Raw genomic sequence first — 18275 nt, 5'->3', positions numbered from 1 at the left:
AACTTCGTTTAACGGCTGATATAAAACATTAAAACGATTTCATACCAGTTGAGCATTATGTTGCATACGAACCAGCCGCATATTTTAGCACTTTCGTTTTTTGCCAACGCTCAAGTCCAACACTTAAAAAACCAAAAGAGCTAAAATTTCCCAATGCTCGAATTGAATATTTGAAATAAAATTTATAAATTTGTCAAAAAATGACAAGTCTTATGAAAACCACATTTGGAGAATACATCCGACTTTTACGAAACGAAAACGAATTGACTTTAACTCAACTTGCAGCCAAACTGAATTTGGATTCTGCAAATTTGAGCAAAATCGAGAACGGAAAACGAGATTTTGATGAAAAACGCTTACCAAAACTTGCGAAAATATTCAAACTCAATCTTACAGAATTACGAAATGAATATGTGACTGACCAAATCGGAAAACACATTTACGAAACAAACTGTACTAAAGAACTTTTACAAGTTGCAGAGGAAAAAGCAGAATATAGAAGAACATTAAAAGAAAAAGCAATATGAAAGTAGTATCTTTTTTCGCAGGAGCAGGCGGACTTGATTTAGGATTCCAAAAAGCAGGTTTCAATGTCATTTGGGCAAATGAATATGACAAAGAAATTTGGGAAACTTATGAAAAAAATCATCCAAACACGATACTTGACAAAAGAAGTATTGTCAATATTCCTGCTGACGAAGTTCCAGAGTGTGATGGAATAATTGGTGGACCACCTTGTCAAAGTTGGAGCGAAGCTGGAGCTGCAAGAGGAATAAAGGACAAAAGAGGTCAATTATTTTATGACTTCATCAGAATTTTAGAAGCTAAACAACCAAAATTCTTTTTAGCGGAAAACGTTAGTGGAATGCTAATTTCAAAACACACAGAAGCTTTAGAAGGAATAAAAGAACTTTTCAGAAATGCAGGAATTGGATATGAACTTTCTTTTCAAATGCTAAACGCATCTGATTATAATGTTCCACAAGACCGAAAAAGAGTGTTCTTCATTGGAATTAGAAAAGACTTAAATTTCAAATATCAATTTCCAACTGAAACTTTTCCAAAAATCACTCTTGAATCGGCAATTTCTGATTTAAAAGAAGGCGTTTTACCAGCTTTAGAATATAATAATACAAATGGAGAAAATTGTGTAATTCCAAATCACGAGTATATGATTGGGAGTTTTTCAACAATATTTATGTCAAGAAATCGTGTTAGAAGTTGGGATGAACAATCTTTTACAATTCAAGCAGGTGGTAGACACGCACCAATTCATCCACAAGCACCAAAAATGAAATTTATTGAGCAAAACATTCGTGTTTTCGTTCCTGGAAAAGAGCATTTATATAGAAGATTAAGTGTAAGAGAATGTGCAAGAATACAAACATTTCCAAATGACTTTATTTTTCATTATAAAAAAATTGCAGCAGGTTATAAAATGATTGGAAACGCAGTTCCTGTGAATTTAGCGAAGTTTTTAGCTAAAAGCATTATGGAACAAATTAAAGCTAATGAAATCACAAACAAAAAAGTTAAACAAACTCAAAAAGTAAAAGAAGCAATAGCAGTATGATAAATATTTTAGATGCAATTTATAACATCGCTCAACGCGATGAGTTAGAAATTAAAGACATAACATTTGGTAATAATCGTGCTAACAATATGGGCGAAGGTCTTGAAGCTTTTATAAAAGATTCTTTTGCAAATATGTTCGATGAACCTGATAAGAATATTAGAAACCTGAAATATAAAGAGGTATTCTCATTTCAAGGAAGTAAAAGAAATCCGCCAGACCTTATGTTAAGAAATGGTCCTGCAATAGAAGTAAAAAAGATAGAATCGCTTACAACTGAACTTCAATTAAACAGCTCTCATCCAAAACAAACTTTAAAATCAGACAGTTCTTTTATTACCAAAAAGTGTGTTGAATGTGAAGACTGGACAGAAAGAGAATTTATTTATGTTATTGGACATATACCTAAAAACACAAATCGCTTGTCATCTTTATGGTTTGTCTATGGGGATATTTATTCAGCTTCAGAAGAAACATACCTTTCTTTAAAAGATGATATTGCTACCAACATTGACGAAATGCCTGATGTTGAATTTTCGGAAACAAACGAAATTGGAAGAGTAAATCAAGTTGACCCATTAGGAATTACAAATCTACGGATTAGAGGAATGTGGCTTCTTCAACCACCTTTTAAAGTGTTTGATTATATCCACAATTATGAAAGCAATAAAAGATTCCAATGTTTTGCTATTATTCCTACAAGTAAGTTTATTAGTTTCCCAGATGCTTCAATAAATCAATTAGAACAAACTGAAGGTGTAGTTATAACAGATGTTAATGTAAATGACCCTGACAATCCTGCAGAATTAATTGAATGTAAACTGATTGAATTTAAAGTTGAGCCAACCGCATAAAGCCATACACATTTGCAATTCGCTACAGCCAATACACAAGCCAAAAATTGCAAAAGAGTATGGCTTTGCCAACGCTACAAACTGAACGGAAAAAAGTACGAAAACACAACAATGTATATAAAAAATAGGCGAAACAGTGATGAATTCAAGAGTTTGGGCTCGTATCAAACTTTGTGCTTAACTGAAAGTTTAGTGCTTCGTAATCGCCTACTTTTCATATACTAACCGTTAAACGAACTTCCTAAAAAACAAATTGCTTCGGTTCATTAACTTAATAAATATTTAGACTGCGTTAGGGATTGAAGCGACATCCTTTTTGAGGCACGAAAAAAGATACAGCGAAAAAGCCCGACCCTTGTGGTAACGCTCAAATAAAAATAAAATAATTCAACAGATTGTCACGTCGTTTCACTTCTCACAATGACGTATAAAACAAAAACGCCTTACTAAACAAATAGTAAGGCGTTTTTAAATTATTTAATTTGATTACCATCTTTATCGAAAAAATGATATTCTAAGTATGTGTAAGCATCTCTTGGTAAAATTTTAACCCATTTTTTGTGCTCCAAAAACCATTTTGAACGCACTGATGGAAAACCTTTTGTTAAAAAGGCTGCTATAAAAGGATGTGTGTTTAAAGTCACCTTTTTATAGTCTTTTTTTAATAGTTTTTCAAGATCGTGATTTATTTTTTGCACCAATCCTATGGGTGCTTCAACCTCAGAGCCATTAATAATCTCATCAGGGTTTTCCTCACGAGTTTTAATGTTCATTTCTGGTCGTACACGTTGTCTTGTTATTTGTATCAATCCAAACTTACTTGGAGGCAATATTTTGTGTTTTGCTCTATCGTCCTTCATTTCGTCGCGAAGGTGATTAAACAACTTTTGCCTATTTTCTGCACTGGTTAAATCAATAAAATCGACTACTATAATACCACCCATATCACGTAATCGTAATTGGCGCGCCATTTCGGTAGCTGCTATTAAATTAACTTCAAGTGCTGTATCCTCTTGGTTGTTTGCTTTGTTAGATCTGTTTCCGCTGTTTACATCTATAACATGCAGTGCTTCGGTGTGTTCTATTACCAAATATGCACCTTTTGCCATAGAAACGGTTTTTCCAAAAGAGGTTTTAATTTGTCTTTCAATTCCAAATTTTTCAAAAATCGGAACTTTAGACTGATACAATTTAACTATTGATTCTTTTTTTGGTGCAATTTCTTGCACGTAATCTTTAATTTGATAGTAAAGCTCTTCATCATCAACAGTAATTCCAGTAAAAGTGTCGTTAAATATGTCTCGTAAAATTGACGAGGCTTTATTCATTTCTCCTAATACTTTATTGGGATGATGTGCTTTGTGTAGCTTTTTACACATTGCCGTCCAACGACTAAGCAAATTTTGTAAATCTTTATCTAGTTCAGCTACTTTTTTGCCTTGTGCTACCGTACGAACAATAATACCAAAACCTTGCGGTGTGATACTTTTAACCAATCGTTTTAATCTGTCCTTTTCTTCTTTATCTTCTATTTTTTGTGAAATAGAAATACGGTTAGAAAAAGGCACTAAAACAATATATCTACCAGCTATAGAAAGCTCAGAACTAATTCTGGGACCTTTAGTTGATATAGGTTCTTTTACTATTTGTACTAATAGCGATTGATTTGATTTTAAGACATCGGCAATTTTGCCATCTTTATCAATATCTTTTTCAAATGGGAAATTTTTTAAAGAAAAATCGTTTAGTTTACCTGTGCTTACACGTTTTGTGAATTTTAAAAGCGAAGGTAGTTTTGGCCCTAAATCGTGATAATGCAAAAAGGCATCTTTCTCGTAACCTACATTAACAAATGCAGCATTTAGTCCAGGAACAGCTTTTCGGATTTTGGCTATAAACACATCACCTACCGAGAAGTCGTTACTATCTTCATCTTTCTGTAATTCAATAAGTTTTCCATCTTTTAATAAGGCAAAATCAACGTCGTCGGAACTAGATCGAATGATCAATTCTTTATCCATTTAGTTAATTTTAATCCATCACTTTAAATAAGCGACAGATGGATTATACATTATTTTTTATCACAGGATTTTTAATCCGTGGAGTTCAAAATACATCGAATGGATGCTAAAAAATTAATGAACTCATTTCAATGAACTTGTTGTTTTTAAAACCGAAAAAAGTAGCTAATCTAACTACTTTTTTGGGTTTATTTTTTCTTTTTGTGACGGTTAGCGCGTCTACGTTTTTTACGTTTGTGCGTCGCTACCTTATGTCTTTTACGTTTTTTACCACTTGGCATAAATAGTGTCTTTTTAAATTAATAATTCGTTTGATGCTCTTTTTATTTTACGTCTACATTTGTTTTAACGCCTTCTACAAAAACTTTTGCAGGCTTAAATGCAGGAATATTATGAGCAGGTATTTTAATAGTTGTATTCTTAGAAATATTTCTGCCAGTTTTTTCTGCTCTAGTTTTAATAATAAAGCTTCCAAAACCTCTTAAATAAACATTATCACCATTTTCTAGCGACGTTTTTACTTCTTCCATAAATGTTTCAACAGTTGCTTGAACATCACCTTTTTCAATTCCTAATTTCTCAGAAATTTTTGCTACTAAATCAGCCTTCGTCATTTTTAATATATTATTTTTAGTTACTATTATAGATTATAAAAGGGATGCAAATATAGGAATTAAATATTCAATATTTCAAACCTAATTCATTAAAATTTAAGAATATAAACGTTTATTTTTGTTTGTTCTATTTAACTAATTAATGATATTTACAAAAACACTAACGCATTGGTACTCAAATAATAAGAGAGATTTGCCTTGGCGACAAACGAGAAATCCTTATTATATATGGCTATCAGAAATTATCTTGCAACAAACACAAGTTAAACAAGGTTTGCCTTATTACGAAGCATTTGTTACTAAATATCCAACAGTTTTTGATTTAGCTAATGCCGATGAAAGCGATGTGTTGAAATTATGGCAAGGACTTGGGTATTATTCTCGTGCCAGAAATTTACACGCTACTGCGAAATATATTGCTAGTGAATTAAACGGTATTTTCCCGAACAGCTATAAAGACTTATTAAAATTAAAAGGTGTTGGCGATTATACGGCTAGTGCCATGGCGTCTATTTGTTTTAATGAAGTTACTGCTGTGGTTGATGGTAATGTGTATCGTGTGTTGTCAAGATATTTTGGAATGGACACGCCTATTAATTCATCAAAAGGAGCCAAAGATTTTAAAGCATTAGCACAAGAGCTTATTGATGAAAAAAATCCAGCAGATTTTAATCAAGCCATTATGGAATTTGGTGCGCTACAATGCAAACCAAATAATCCAGATTGTAATGTTTGTCCTTTAAACAAAGGATGCATTGCGTTTAATAAAAATAAAATAGCAGAATTACCAGTTAAAATTAAGTCCGCGAAAGCAAAAACAAAGCATTTTAATTTTTTAGTATTTATTTCGAAGAATAAAAAAACCCTATTAGAAAAACGAAAAGGCAAAGGTATTTGGCAAAATTTATATCAGTTTCCTTTAGTAGAAACCAACAAAGAGCAAAGTTATGATGCGTTTAAAAAACTGATAAAATCGCATGATTTATTAATAGATGTGCCATTTGAATTAGTATTATATAATAGAGACGCTATTATTCATAAATTATCGCATCAGCATTTATATACTAAATTCTGGATTGTAAATGTTGATAGTCTTTTGGTTGAGGGGATTTCAATTGAAAAAGTTAGCGATTTTCCTGTACCTATTATAATAGGCAATTTTATTGATATGTTTAATTTTTAGTGCTTGATTATAAACAATCATATTTTTTTATTAATTTTAAGTTTATCAAATGCAAAAGAGTAATTTTGTAGCATTAAATTAAAAATATAAAGGTTATGTCTGGAACACTAAATAAAGTAATGCTTATTGGGCATTTAGGAGATGAGGTAAAAATGCATTATTTTGAAGGTGGAGGTTGTATAGGGCGTTTTCCGTTGGCTACAAACGAAACTTATACTAGCAAGCAAACCAATGAGCGCATTACAAATACCGAGTGGCATAATATTGTTGTGCGAAATAAAGGGGCTGAAATTTGCGAAAAGTATTTAAGCAAAGGCGATAAGGTTTATATTGAAGGCAGATTGAAAACCAGAAAATGGCAAGACGATAAAGGAGCAGATAGGTATTCGACTGAAATACATTGTTCGGATTTCACTTTTTTATCTACTAAAAAAGATAGTGAAAATAACGTAGTAAATAAGCCAGTTGCACAAAACCCTGTTTCAAAACCATCTGAAACGAATGAGTCTAATGGTGGAGGAAATGATGACCTACCGTTTTAATTTATTGTTTAACTAATACCATGGTAATTGGATCCTGATCCCGCGAGTTTTATAGCATTACTTATTGCAATTGATTTTTCTGTTGTCAGCGGTTTTGCATTGTTGTTTTTACTTTTAATTTGCTCTGGACTTATTTCTGGTGCCGAAGTAGCGTTGTTTTCACTCACAAGAACAGATATTGAAGAAGGTTTAGAAAATAATTCTAAGCGTATACAAATTATAGCTAAACTCTTAGAACGCCCTAAAAAATTGTTGGCTACCATATTAGTATCAAATAATTTTATAAACATAGCTATAGTTATTTTATTCGCTTATTTGGGCAGTAATATGTTTGAGTCTATTACATCTCCAGCATTAAAATTTATACTAGAAGTTATTATTGTAACCTTTCTTATTTTGCTATTTGGTGAAATTTTACCAAAAATCTATGCTAGCAGAAATAAATTAAAGTTTGTTTCGTTTATGGCATATCCATTACGAGTTTTAGATGTCTTATTAACGCCTATAAGTATGCCCATGCGAGGTGTTACGTTGGCAATTCATAAAAAATTAGGCAAGCAAAAATCTAATTTAAGTGTCGATCAACTATCGCAAGCTTTAGAGCTTACAAGTGAAGACGATACAACCAAAGAAGAGCAAAAAATACTACAAGGTATTGTATCCTTTGGAAATACAGATACCAAACAAGTTATGCGACCACGAATAGATATTTTTGCGCTTAATATAGAGCAAAAATATGCTGAAATTATGCCTGAAATTATTGCAAATGGCTATTCAAGAATACCTGTTTATAAGGATAATATTGATACCATTGAAGGTGTTTTATACGTAAAAGATTTATTGCCTTATATTGATAGAAAACAATTTGATTGGTCAACCCTATTACGAGAACCCTTTTTCGTGCCAGAGAATAAAAAGTTAGATGATTTAATGGCAGAATTTCAAGAGAAAAAAGTACACTTAGCAGTTGTTGTTGATGAGTATGGTGGTACTTCTGGATTAATCTCTTTAGAAGATATTATTGAAGAAATTGTTGGTGATATTAGTGATGAGTTTGATGACGAAGATTTGATGTACTCTAAGTTAGATGACAATAATTATGTTTTTGAAGGCAAAACAGCTTTAAAAGATTTTTATAAAGTTATAAAAGTTGAAGATGATGCTGTTTTTGAAGATTATAAAGGTGAAGCAGAAACCGTTGCTGGTTTTGTTTTAGAAATATCTAAAAGCTTCCCGAAGTTAAATAGTAAAATAAATTTTAAAAATTACGTTTTCACTATAGAAGCTTTAGATAAGAAAAGGATAAAGCTTGTAAAACTTACAATTACTTAATGAAGAACTTTTTGTGCTTATTTCTTGTAATTGTTTTCTCTGTTTCTTGTAGAGAAGACTATGTGCCAAAACCAAAGGCTTATTTAAGATTAGATTACCCGAAAGCTAATTATGTTAAATCAAATATTAATGTTCCTTTTACATTTGAAACTAATTTGCTAGCTACAAAATTAAAAATGAATAATGTTAATGCAACAACCAAAAGTTATGGAATTAATATTGAGTACCCCTCATTAAAAGGCACTATTTTTTTAACCTATAAAGCTGTAGAAAACAATAAGGAAAATTTAGTTAATTTTTTACGGGATGCCCAAAATTTCACTCAAAAGCATAACATAAAAGCCGATGCCATTTTAGAAAACGCTTTCGAGAATACCAACAAAAAAACATACGGCATGTTTTATCAGGTTGAAGGCAATGCCGCATCCCAAGCGCAATTTTATGTAACCGATAGCATAAACCATTTTTTAACGGGGTCGCTGTATTTTTACGCAAAACCTAACTACGATTCTATTCTTCCTGCTGCTAATTATCTACAAAAAGATATTAAGCACATTATGGAAACTGTGGAGTGGAAATAAAAAAGCCTCTCAATTTTGAGAAGCTTTTTTGATAAATATATGCCTTCTAAAAATTAAGCCTCAGCTTTTTCTACACAACACGCCTTTTTACAATCGGCAGCACATGCTTTTTTCTCAGCATCAGTTTTATTAGCGCAACATGGTTTTGTGCAATCTGCAGTACATGCTTTTTTTGTTGAAAAACCTTCAACCGTTTTCATATCACTAACTTTATAAATGTCGGCAACTTTAGTTACGGTTTCTTCAAGTGATGTTGGAGTAACTTTAGCTTCGTTATATTCAACCATAGCTAGTTTTCTGTCAAAATCTACTGTAGCAGATTTTACACCTTCCATTTTGGCAATTTTTTTCTCAATGGTTTTTGCACATCCAATTTCGCAAGTCATGCCATCAATAGTAAATTCTGCTTTGGCATATGTAGCATTAGGGTCTAAAGCTTTTTCAGTAATAGCTTCATTTTCAACAGCAACAGTTTTAACTTCCGGTTTAGCTTCATTTTTACAACTTAAAGTAAAAAGTGTAATTAATGTAACTACTATAATATTTTTAAATGTCTTCATTATCTTAAAGTATTAAGTTCTCTACAAAACTACTAAATAATGACGTTTATTGCACAAAAAAGTAGAATTTTGTGTTTCTAAAAATTGCATAAATGAACAATATCAATTTAAAATGGATATACCTATTTGCACTTTCATTAATTTGGGGAAGTTCGTTTATTTTAATTAAAAAATCTCTTTTAGGGTTAAACCCTTACCAGTTAGGAGCTTTAAGAATTATTATTACAGGTTTGTTTTTATTTGCTATTGGTTACAAAACAGTAAAGACAATTAAGCCTAAAGATTGGAAGTGGCTTATAATTTCTGGTTTTTTAGGGTCTTTTATTCCAGCTTTTTTCTTTGCTATTGCAGAAACCGAAATAGATAGTGCAGTAGTTTCTATTTTAAACTCATTAGTACCTTTAAATACTATTTTGTTGGGGTTTGCTGTGTTTAAAATAACATCTACGAAACGACAAATATTAGGTGTAATTGTTGGCTTTATAGGTACTGCAATATTAATTTTAAAAGGCGCCCATTTAAATCCAAACCAAAATTACATGTATGCGGTTTTTGTTATTTTATCAACCGTTATGTATGCTTTTAATGTTAATATAATAAAGAAGTATTTACAGCATGTAAAACCATTAACTATAGCTACTGGTAATTTTGTAGCTATATTTATTCCAGGTGTTGTCGTATTATTATTTACAGATTTCTTTTCAAAAACAACATTTAATAATCCAGAGTTTAAAATGGCAATGGTGTATATTACCCTTTTATCTCTTTTTGGAACAGCCATGGCAAAAATATTATTTAATAAGTTAGTCCATCTTTCCACACCAGTTTTTGCATCGTCTGTTACTTATGTTATGCCAGTTGTTGCGCTAATGTGGGGTTTTATTGATGGTGAGGGCTTTAGTTTTTTACAAGGCATTGCTAGTTTAATTATTTTGCTTGGAGTTTATTTGTCTCATAAACGAAAAGGATAAGGGTGGTAATAGTCTTAAAATCAAATGTTTATTTTAAAATAGTTCATCAGAAATTATTTTAAATCAATTTTTTTCACGAAATTTAAGAACCTTACAAGTGAGTTTCATGTTGAAACTTAACATAAATCTATTTTAAACTTCCTAAATTATATATAGTACATGATAAAATTTTAATATGAGAGCATAAAGTTTTACAGAAGCTCTCAGTTTTTTAATTAATGTTTAATAATTAAAAGATTTAAGCAGATGAAAACAATAACACTTCCTATTCGGTTTGGCCTCGTTACTAGTGCAGTACTTATTGCATACTTTTTAATTTTAGCATTATTTAATAAACATACTAATCCGGTTTTTAGTTTTTTTAATGCTGTTATTACAGTTTTTGGTATATATGAAGCCGTTCGGTTAAAAAAGCTTAGAGATGCTGAACTTTTTTCTTATGGTGAGGGCTTTAAAACGGGTATTGTAACAGGCTTTGTAGCTACCTTATTCTTTACTCTATTTTTCTTGTTTTATGCAACTGAAATTAATCCTAGTTTTTTGCCAAATTTACTTGAAAAACTCAATGGACAATTTAATTTGGATATAGGTATGATTACTTTTGTTGTTGCAGTAATGGGGTTTGCTACATCTGTAGTTTCTACGCTCACAGTTATGCAACTTTTTAAAAATAGCAAAAATATTCTTCAAAACAGATAAATGGTTTGTGGTTTAATTAATTAGATGTATATTTGCACTCATTTTTTGAACAAAATTAATTAATAAAAATTCGCTATGTACGCAATTGTAGAGATAGCAGGGCATCAATTTAAAGTTGAAAAAGACCAAAGAGTTTATGTTAACCGTTTACAAACTGAAGAAGGTAAGAAAGTTTCTTTCGATAACGTTCTTTTGGTTGGTGATGGTGACAAAATAACTGTAGGCGCCCCAGCTATAGACGGAGCACAAGTAAGTGCTAAAGTCTTAAAGCACCTTAAAGGTGATAAAGTAATCGTTTTCAAAAAGAAAAGACGTAAAGGTTACCGTGTTAAAAATGGTCACCGTCAATCTTTAACAGAAATTGTAATCGAAAGCATTGCTGCTTCAGGAGCAAAAAAGGTAGCCCCAGCTAAAGCTGAGAAAGCAGCTCCAAGTAAAGAAGTTAAAAAAGCAGAACCAAAAGCAAAAGTTGAAACTGCAGCGCCAAAAGCTGAAGCAACTCAAGATTTAAGCAAATTAACAGTTGCTGAATTAAAAGAGATGGCAAAAGCAAAAGGAGTTGAAGGTATTTCTTCAATGAAAAAGGCTGATTTAATTGCTGCATTAAGCTAATTATTAACAATATAAAAACTTAAGACAATGGCTCATAAAAAAGGAGTAGGTAGTTCTAAGAATGGTAGAGAATCAGAATCGAAACGTTTAGGTGTTAAGATTTTTGGTGGACAAGCTGCCATTGCAGGAAACATTATCATAAGACAACGTGGTAATACACATCACCCAGGTGAAAACGTTTACCAAGGAAAAGATCATACTTTGCATGCACAAGTTGATGGTCTTGTTAAATTTACAAAGAAAAAAGACAACAAATCTTACGTTTCTATAGAGCCTTTTGAGGCTTAGAAATAATTTCTTTTAGATATTTAAAACCTTTCTGGATAACAGAAAGGTTTTTTTATGCCTTTAATATATCACTTACTATTTTTAAATGATGCTTAGTATGCATCTCTAAAAATCGTAACGTTTGCTTTTTAGATAATTCCCCAAAAATGAAATGCTTAAAATAAGCCGTTTTAGGTAAAACTTCTAAAGCGTCAATATGGTTTTTTGCAGTTTGTAATTGAGCGTGTAAATCTTCATCTAAAATAACATTTGGCGGCTGTACTATTTTTGGAGCTTTAACTTTTCCTCTTGGGATATATCCTATTGGAAACAAAACTGCACGCCAAAAATTAAATTTTCGCTCATATTTTTTTGGATTAGATTTTATGGTCCATTCGCAAACAGCATTAAAAACTTTTAAGCTATGATCCAGTTGCCAGCCAATATTGGATGTAGAAATCAAATCACTTTTTTTATCTTTAAAAAGAATGTTTTTTTCTATTTCAGATAATAATTCATTTAAAATCTTAATCTTTCTATTTACCATAGTTGAAATTTAATTTAAAAAGATATTGATTAAATTCTTAACTTAGGCTATTGGATATTGTTTTACTTAAAATTATTGATTATGCTACCGTTTAGATCAGAAATTAGAAATTCTCCAAGTCAACAAACTATTAAGATTTTTTTGAGTGATGAATCTCTAGGTGTTAAGATTAAAAAGCATTTAGAGCATTTTAATGAGATTGAAATGATTGAAATAACCGAAAGCATTGGGCAAAACCGAGTAGGCGAAAACATTACAGTGTTCTTGAAAGATGATGTCGATATTAACAAAATGAAGGCTACTATCGATTCTAGCTTATGGTGGTATTTTGAAAAGGATATGGTTGATGAGTGAGTTTTGAATCCAAACATTTTATTAAACTGCTTTGATAATGCTTTTACGGGATATAAAGCATAAAAGTTACTATATAATATGTTAGCAGTCATAGCCAAAAAATTAAAAGTATGATAAAATTAATGGTAGTCGTTCTTATTATTACTGCATTTCCTTCTTTTAGTCAAGAAGTGAATAGCATCGAAAAAGTGAAAAACTCATTTCTCGAAGGTTGGAATAAGAGGAATCATAATGAAATAGACAAAATTTATGCTGATTCCATACTGTTTCATGGAAAGCGAGATTTTATAATTACTCGTGATGGACTTCCTAATCATATTGACAGATGGCATGAAGCTTTTGCTGATTTTAAGTATAAAATTCATCATATAATTGTCCAAAATGATTTAGTCGCAGTGAATTCAAGTTTTACTGGTACACATATTAAAAAGTTTAAGGGCATTGAGGGATTAAATAACAAAATTGACGTACATAATATGTTCTTTTTTAGATTTGATCAAGAGCACATTGTTGAAATATGGGAAGTGCATGACGAAACTACTTTTATTAACTAGATGAAAGGAGAAAATTGAAGTTATGGAAAAGTATATTAATCAACGTCTGTTAACAATATATATGAAATTATAGCACCCTTCGGAATGCTACGCTTCATATACTCACCGTTGTGCGTAATGCCGAAAAACCAAAATTGATAACTAACCAACATCAATAAAATGAACGAAACAGAAAACAATGAGAAAGAACTGTACCCATTTCGAAAAATAGCCTACGTTTCATTAATCAAAGGTGGACTGACTTTAATATTGGGATTAGTTTTAATCTTTATGATTAAAACAGATTTGAAAGAAAAAAGCTATTTGCTTACAGCTATTAAAGTTAGCTCAGGGATTGGATTTTTAACGATTGGTGTCCGCTCACTTTGGAGAGGTTATAAAAACGAATATGATTTTAGTTTAAATGATATATTTGACATTACTCGAAATATTCGTATTAATAGACTTCTTGGACAAAGAACAACTGACGATCAAAATTTAGCAAAGCATTATGCAAATATTTTCCGAAGTAAAAATGCAAGTTTGTCTGATAATGAAAAAGGTAAAATAAAAGACTGGCAATTTCTGTTTTATAAATTCGTTTCAAAAAAAGGAGTCTCTGATATTTTTGAATACGTACCATTTCCTATAACAAAATTTATTGCAAATCAATCAAGACCAGTTTCGCTAATCGCTTTCTTTTTATTCATCTTGGCATTATTTGGGTTTATAGTTTATTTGGATATACTTGATTTCAGTATGATTTGGATAAATTTATTTATACTAATTGGCTTACTGACTTTATGGCATCCATCTAAAATTAGTGCAGTAACTAATAAAAATGAAAGCTCAAGCAATAGGAAAAGAGTTGTTTTTTTTCTTGTATTCTATATCATAACTATTCTACTTTACCCACCTTATGCAAAGAATATTAATTTAGGTTTATTGATTTCAATCGTAGCCTTGGTAATCATAATAATTTATACAGCTTTGGTTTCTTTCAAATTGATAGAAAAGGCCTTTGCAAATCGGAAGAAAATCGAGGTACAAGTTTCAGAAATAGATTTGGCCACCAATAGAGTTGCAACACAGCCAAATAATATAAAACAACAATTTGATAACGTTATAAATGCAAAAACTGGTTGGTATTTTAAAAACCACACCCAAGAATCTGGAGGCGTTTTAGCTGGCGACCAAATACACAAAGGAGATTTTAGCTTTGAATATGTTTATGAAACGAATCCAGAAATAGTATCTACAAAATATAACAAAGGAATTGAAAAGAATTTGTCATCAATTTACTTAATTGGGACAATTCTAATTTGTACAGGAATAGTTGTTTTTTTTGTAGGTATCCTAAACTTTCCGAATCTTAATATCGAAACATTTAATCAAGGCACTTTGACTAGTCTTTCACAATATTCACCAAACATTCTTTTGAGTTTATTTCTAATTTTATTTGGTACTGCACTTTATTTTTTTGGTAGTAGGTTGGTGTATGACCTATTCATATTTTTTAACACAGAAATATTCTTTCAATCTAACTTGATTTTGTTCAAAGCTTATGGGAATTATGATGAATACGAACATATATCTGGAGGAATTAAAAGAAAAGATACTTTTACAGACTTCACGCCAGATATTGAAGTTACAAAAGTTACCAGTAGTATTTTTGTTCATCCTTATATGAATAGAAAATCAATGGGCTCAAATCCAAGATTCATTCTTAAAACTGAAAGGAATAAAGAGCTTTTAGATAGTATCATATTGGATTTTAGAAGAAATTTAGACCCTTATTTAATGTCATTAAAAAAATGGAAAATTGACGACAATAGAATTGAGGGTAATGACGGAATTATAGAAAATTAACTATAAAGAACTATACACAACATGCGGATATAACATATGAAATGTTGTAAAAACTTACTTAAAATTATTAATGTCCTGATCAATAAAATTCGCAGATATAAAACACAACTGCAAATTAAAACTTGACAACCGCAAGTTAAGTGCGTTATGGATTGAGCCGGTATGTTTGAGCTCCCCGACACAGGAGGGAGCGAGTAGTGAAAGTCCGACCCTTGTGGTAACGCCCAAGAAAAAATCCCAAACATTGCTGCTTGGGATTTGTGTTTTATAAGATTCCTTTTTTCAAAGGAATTTAATATCTATAATGCTCTGGCTTATAAGGTCCACCAACCGTTACACCAATATATTCTGCTTGATATGGTTTTAATTCGGTTAACTCCACCCCAATTTTTTCTAAGTGTAATTTTGCTACTTTTTCATCTAAATGTTTTGGTAACATGTATACATCATTTTGGTAAGCATCAGCGTTGTTCCAAAGCTCGATTTGCGCTAAAGTTTGATTAGTAAACGAGTTACTCATTACAAAACTTGGGTGGCCAGTGGCGCATCCTAAATTTACCAAACGCCCTTCGGCAAGTATGATAATATCTTTTCCGTCAATAGTATATTTATCAACTTGTGGCTTAATAGTGTTTTTAGTATTGCCGTAGTTATCATTTAACCATGCCATTTGTATTTCGTTATCAAAATGACCAATATTACACACTATGGTTTTGTCTTTCATAGCCTTAAAATGCTCTGCACGAACAATGTCTTTATTCCCTGTAGTGGTAATTACAATATCAGAATTAGCAACAACGGTTTCTAGTTTTTTAACTTCAAATCCATCCATGGCAGCCTGAAGTGCACAAATAGGATCAATCTCTGTAACAGTTACTATACTTCCTGCACCTTTAAAAGAGGCTGCTGTACCTTTTCCAACATCGCCATAACCACAAACGGTAACGCGTTTTCCAGCTAACATTAAATCGGTAGCACGACGAATGGCATCAACCGCACTTTCTTTACAACCGTATTTATTATCGAATTTAGATTTTGTAACAGAATCGTTTACGTTAATGGCTGGCATTGGTAAGGTTCCGTTTTTTACACGCTCGTATAATCTGTGAACTCCTGTTGTTGTTTCTTCAGATAAACCTTTAATTCCTGCAGCTAATTCTGGGTATTTATCTAAAACCATATTGGTTAAATCTCCGCCATCATCAAGAATTAGGTTAAGTGGTTTTCTATCTTCACCAAAGAATAAGGTTTGCTCGATACACCAATCAAATTCTTCTTCGGTCATATCTTTCCATGCGTAAACCGCAGTTCCAGCAGCAGCAATTGCAGCAGCAGCTTGATCTTGTGTTGAGAATATGTTGCAAGAACTCCAAGTTACTTCAGCTCCCAAAGCTTGTAATGTTTCAATTAAAACTGCAGTCTGTATAGTCATGTGTAAACAGCCTGCGATACGAGCACCTTTAAGTGGTTGTGAATCTCCGTATTCTTCGCGTAAACTCATTAATCCTGGCATCTCAGCTTCTGCTAACTCTATTTCTTTTCGTCCCCATTCTGCAAGCGATATATCTTTTACTTTATTTGCTACGTAAGGAATTGTTTTTGTACTCATAGTATTTTTCTTATTGTTTTAAAAGCATAACAACTTTGTTTTAGCACTTAAAAATAGTTAAATTCGCTTATCAAAAATTGCTACATGTCTTAGACTGTGCAAAGATAATCAATAACTTTCAGAATAATAAATGCCGCTGTATAAAACCATTACTCCAAACTCACAAACTACTGTTAAAATCTGGAAGATTTCTGAGTCTTATGCCGATTTATTCCAGTCTGTTATTTTAAAATCTAATAGTTTAGAGCGTGTTTTGGGTATGAAAAGTGAGATGCATCAGCGCGGATTTTTAAGTGTCCGGAAATTATTAGAAGAGTTTGGATATACCGATGCCGATTTATTTTATGATGAGAATGGAAAACCTCACTTAAAAGATGGTAAACAAATTTCTATAACACATTCATTTAATTTTTCAGCAGTTATAATAAGTGATTTAATTATTGGAATAGATATTGAAAAACAACGAGATAAAATTAATATTATCGCACATAAATTTATTGATTACGAGTTCGATTATTTGAATGAAAACGATAAAAATTACATAAAAAAACTAACCACTATTTGGTGTGTAAAGGAATCGTTATATAAACTTTATGCAAAGCCAGGATTGAGCTTTAAAAAACACTGTTTGGTAATTCCTTTTAGTATTAAGGATGATGAAACGGTTGCTTGGATTGATTATAAAACTAAAAAACACAGATATAATATTCACTTTTTGGAGTTTGAAGGTTTTACTTGTGCGTATGCTATGGCTTAATTTAGAAAAGAGAATAAAGAAAAGAGTAGAGAAAATTATTCGTGTATTTGTGGCAAATAGAAAGATATATCAAAACATAATAAAATCAATTTCTGTTAAAGAAAAATTATTAGCCGTTTTAATCGACCCTGATAAATTTCATATTAAACATGTTACTCGTTTTTTTAAAAAAGTAAATCAATCTATAGCTACTCATATTTTTGTTGGAGGTAGTACTGTTGAAGTTGAAGCGACTGAAACATTAGTTTTTGAAATTAAAAAGCACACTAAATTACCAGTTATTTTATTTCCTGGAGCTATTCATCAAATAACAAACAAAGCCGATGCCCTTTTATTTTTATCGTTAATTTCTGGTAGAAACCCAGACTATTTAATTGGCAAGCATGTTGAGGCTATTCCCAAATTAAATAACACATCACTAGAAATAATATCTACAGGATATGTTTTAATTGAAAGTGGTAAAGAAACAGCGGTTGAGCGTGTAACAAAAACAAAAGCTATAGATAGATGTGCCATTCAAAAAATAGCTGATACTGCCAAAGCAGGCGAGTTATTAGGCATGAAACTTATGTATTTAGAGGCTGGAAGTGGAGCGTTGAATCCTGTGACTTCTGAAATTATTAGTCGAGTAAAAGAAAACTTAAGCATTCCTCTGATAGTTGGCGGTGGAATAAAAAATAAGCAACAATTAGAAAACGCATATTCATCTGGAGCAGATTTAGTAGTTATTGGCACCGCTTTTGAAGAAAATGAATCGTTTTTTGAAGAATTAAAATAAAGATACCACAACCTTAATT

21 protein-coding genes are annotated in these 18275 nt (G+C 31.4%); 16 read left to right on the top strand and 5 right to left on the bottom strand.

The annotated features are described in order from the left end of the window. Positions 1 to 212 precede the first annotated feature (212 nt). Genes AADI82_RS06570 through AADI82_RS06560 form a run of 3 tightly spaced genes read left to right on the top strand, consistent with a single transcriptional unit; the run spans position 213 to position 2427 of the window. Complete coding sequence (locus AADI82_RS06570; protein WP_341215652.1) at positions 213 to 527, top strand: helix-turn-helix transcriptional regulator; 315 nt, start codon at positions 213 to 215, stop codon at positions 525 to 527. Next, positions 524 to 1573 (top strand): DNA cytosine methyltransferase, encoded by a 1050-nt coding sequence (locus AADI82_RS06565; RefSeq protein WP_341215651.1) that lies wholly within the window; start codon positions 524 to 526, stop codon positions 1571 to 1573. The genes AADI82_RS06570 and AADI82_RS06565 overlap by 4 nt, the downstream gene beginning before the upstream one ends. Then, positions 1570 to 2427: an NgoPII family restriction endonuclease gene (locus tag AADI82_RS06560; RefSeq protein ID WP_341215650.1), complete on the top strand. Its 858-nt coding sequence runs from the start codon at positions 1570 to 1572 to the stop codon at positions 2425 to 2427. Before AADI82_RS06565 ends, AADI82_RS06560 begins: the two co-directional genes overlap by 4 nt. Positions 2428 to 2900: 473 nt before the next feature. Here AADI82_RS06560 and AADI82_RS06555 read toward each other — a convergent pair whose 3' ends face one another. Then, the gene (locus AADI82_RS06555) at positions 2901 to 4448 is read right to left on the bottom strand and encodes a ribonuclease E/G (RefSeq protein WP_341215649.1); all 1548 of its coding nucleotides are present in this window, start codon (positions 4446 to 4448) and stop codon (positions 2901 to 2903) included. Between the two features lie 323 nt (positions 4449 to 4771). Continuing rightward, entirely contained in the window at positions 4772 to 5062 is a 291-nt protein-coding gene (locus AADI82_RS06550; protein WP_341215648.1) for an HU family DNA-binding protein, read from the bottom strand. Between the two features lie 142 nt (positions 5063 to 5204). Between AADI82_RS06550 and mutY the strand changes: the two genes are divergently transcribed. The 4 genes from mutY to gldD all read left to right on the top strand — a co-directional run bounded on the left by mutY (position 5205) and on the right by gldD (position 8700). Further along, positions 5205 to 6245, top strand: a complete 1041-nt coding sequence (mutY, locus tag AADI82_RS06545) for an A/G-specific adenine glycosylase (protein WP_341215647.1) — start codon at positions 5205 to 5207, stop codon at positions 6243 to 6245. Positions 6246 to 6340: 95 nt separating this feature from the next. After that, positions 6341 to 6787: a single-stranded DNA-binding protein gene (gene ssb / locus AADI82_RS06540; protein WP_341215646.1), complete on the top strand. Its 447-nt coding sequence runs from the start codon at positions 6341 to 6343 to the stop codon at positions 6785 to 6787. A gap of 27 nt (positions 6788 to 6814) precedes the next feature. Then, positions 6815 to 8119, top strand: coding sequence for a gliding motility-associated protein GldE (locus tag AADI82_RS06535; RefSeq protein ID WP_341215645.1), 1305 nt, complete (start codon positions 6815 to 6817; stop codon positions 8117 to 8119). Continuing rightward, entirely contained in the window at positions 8119 to 8700 is a 582-nt protein-coding gene (gene gldD / locus AADI82_RS06530; protein WP_341215644.1) for a gliding motility lipoprotein GldD, read from the top strand. The genes AADI82_RS06535 and gldD overlap by 1 nt, the downstream gene beginning before the upstream one ends. Before the next feature lie 53 nt (positions 8701 to 8753). Here the strand turns inward: gldD and AADI82_RS06525 are convergent, their stop codons facing one another. Further along, positions 8754 to 9260: a heavy metal-associated domain-containing protein gene (locus tag AADI82_RS06525; RefSeq protein WP_341215643.1), complete on the bottom strand. Its 507-nt coding sequence runs from the start codon at positions 9258 to 9260 to the stop codon at positions 8754 to 8756. 92 nt (positions 9261 to 9352) lie between these two features. Here AADI82_RS06525 and AADI82_RS06520 point away from each other — a divergent pair, with 92 nt between their 5' ends. The 4 genes from AADI82_RS06520 (at position 9353) to rpmA (ending at position 11830) form a co-directional block, all read left to right on the top strand. Then, on the top strand, positions 9353 to 10231 hold the full coding sequence (locus AADI82_RS06520; protein WP_341215642.1) for an EamA family transporter: 879 nt from the start codon (positions 9353 to 9355) through the stop codon (positions 10229 to 10231). A gap of 246 nt (positions 10232 to 10477) precedes the next feature. Next, positions 10478 to 10930: a DUF4199 domain-containing protein gene (locus tag AADI82_RS06515; RefSeq protein WP_341215641.1), complete on the top strand. Its 453-nt coding sequence runs from the start codon at positions 10478 to 10480 to the stop codon at positions 10928 to 10930. 75 nt (positions 10931 to 11005) lie between these two features. After that, on the top strand, positions 11006 to 11542 hold the full coding sequence (rplU, locus tag AADI82_RS06510; protein WP_341215640.1) for a 50S ribosomal protein L21: 537 nt from the start codon (positions 11006 to 11008) through the stop codon (positions 11540 to 11542). Between the two features lie 27 nt (positions 11543 to 11569). Beyond that, a complete protein-coding gene (gene rpmA, locus AADI82_RS06505) occupies positions 11570 to 11830 on the top strand; it encodes a 50S ribosomal protein L27 (protein ID WP_034041951.1) in 261 nt (86 codons plus the stop codon). Positions 11831 to 11882: 52 nt separating this feature from the next. On the opposite strand, the gene AADI82_RS06500 is transcribed toward rpmA, so the two are convergent. Next, complete coding sequence (locus AADI82_RS06500) at positions 11883 to 12356, bottom strand: DUF1569 domain-containing protein (RefSeq protein ID WP_341215639.1); 474 nt, start codon at positions 12354 to 12356, stop codon at positions 11883 to 11885. A gap of 81 nt (positions 12357 to 12437) precedes the next feature. Here AADI82_RS06500 and AADI82_RS06495 point away from each other — a divergent pair, with 81 nt between their 5' ends. The 3 genes from AADI82_RS06495 to AADI82_RS06485 all read left to right on the top strand — a co-directional run bounded on the left by AADI82_RS06495 (position 12438) and on the right by AADI82_RS06485 (position 15112). After that, entirely contained in the window at positions 12438 to 12710 is a 273-nt protein-coding gene (locus AADI82_RS06495) for a hypothetical protein (RefSeq protein WP_341215638.1), read from the top strand. 122 nt (positions 12711 to 12832) lie between these two features. Then, positions 12833 to 13264 carry an ester cyclase gene (locus AADI82_RS06490; protein ID WP_341215637.1) on the top strand — a complete coding sequence of 144 codons (432 nt, stop codon included), beginning with the start codon at positions 12833 to 12835 and terminating at the stop codon, positions 13262 to 13264. 159 nt (positions 13265 to 13423) lie between these two features. After that, positions 13424 to 15112: a hypothetical protein gene (locus AADI82_RS06485; RefSeq protein ID WP_341215636.1), complete on the top strand. Its 1689-nt coding sequence runs from the start codon at positions 13424 to 13426 to the stop codon at positions 15110 to 15112. Between the two features lie 292 nt (positions 15113 to 15404). Here the strand turns inward: AADI82_RS06485 and ahcY are convergent, their stop codons facing one another. Then, on the bottom strand, positions 15405 to 16721 hold the full coding sequence (ahcY, locus tag AADI82_RS06480; protein ID WP_341215635.1) for an adenosylhomocysteinase: 1317 nt from the start codon (positions 16719 to 16721) through the stop codon (positions 15405 to 15407). Between the two features lie 130 nt (positions 16722 to 16851). Here ahcY and AADI82_RS06475 point away from each other — a divergent pair, with 130 nt between their 5' ends. Beyond that, positions 16852 to 17478, top strand: a complete 627-nt coding sequence (locus AADI82_RS06475; protein ID WP_341215634.1) for a 4'-phosphopantetheinyl transferase superfamily protein — start codon at positions 16852 to 16854, stop codon at positions 17476 to 17478. Continuing rightward, a complete protein-coding gene (locus AADI82_RS06470) occupies positions 17444 to 18256 on the top strand; it encodes a geranylgeranylglyceryl/heptaprenylglyceryl phosphate synthase (protein ID WP_341215633.1) in 813 nt (270 codons plus the stop codon). Before AADI82_RS06475 ends, AADI82_RS06470 begins: the two co-directional genes overlap by 35 nt. The last annotated feature ends 19 nt before the right edge of the window (positions 18257 to 18275 follow it).

Origin of the sequence: uncultured Wocania sp. (assembly GCF_964021735.1) — a bacterium.
Taxonomy (GTDB): Bacteria; Bacteroidota; Bacteroidia; order Flavobacteriales; family Flavobacteriaceae; genus Wocania_A.
This window is presented reverse-complemented; position numbering and strand designations above follow the sequence as displayed.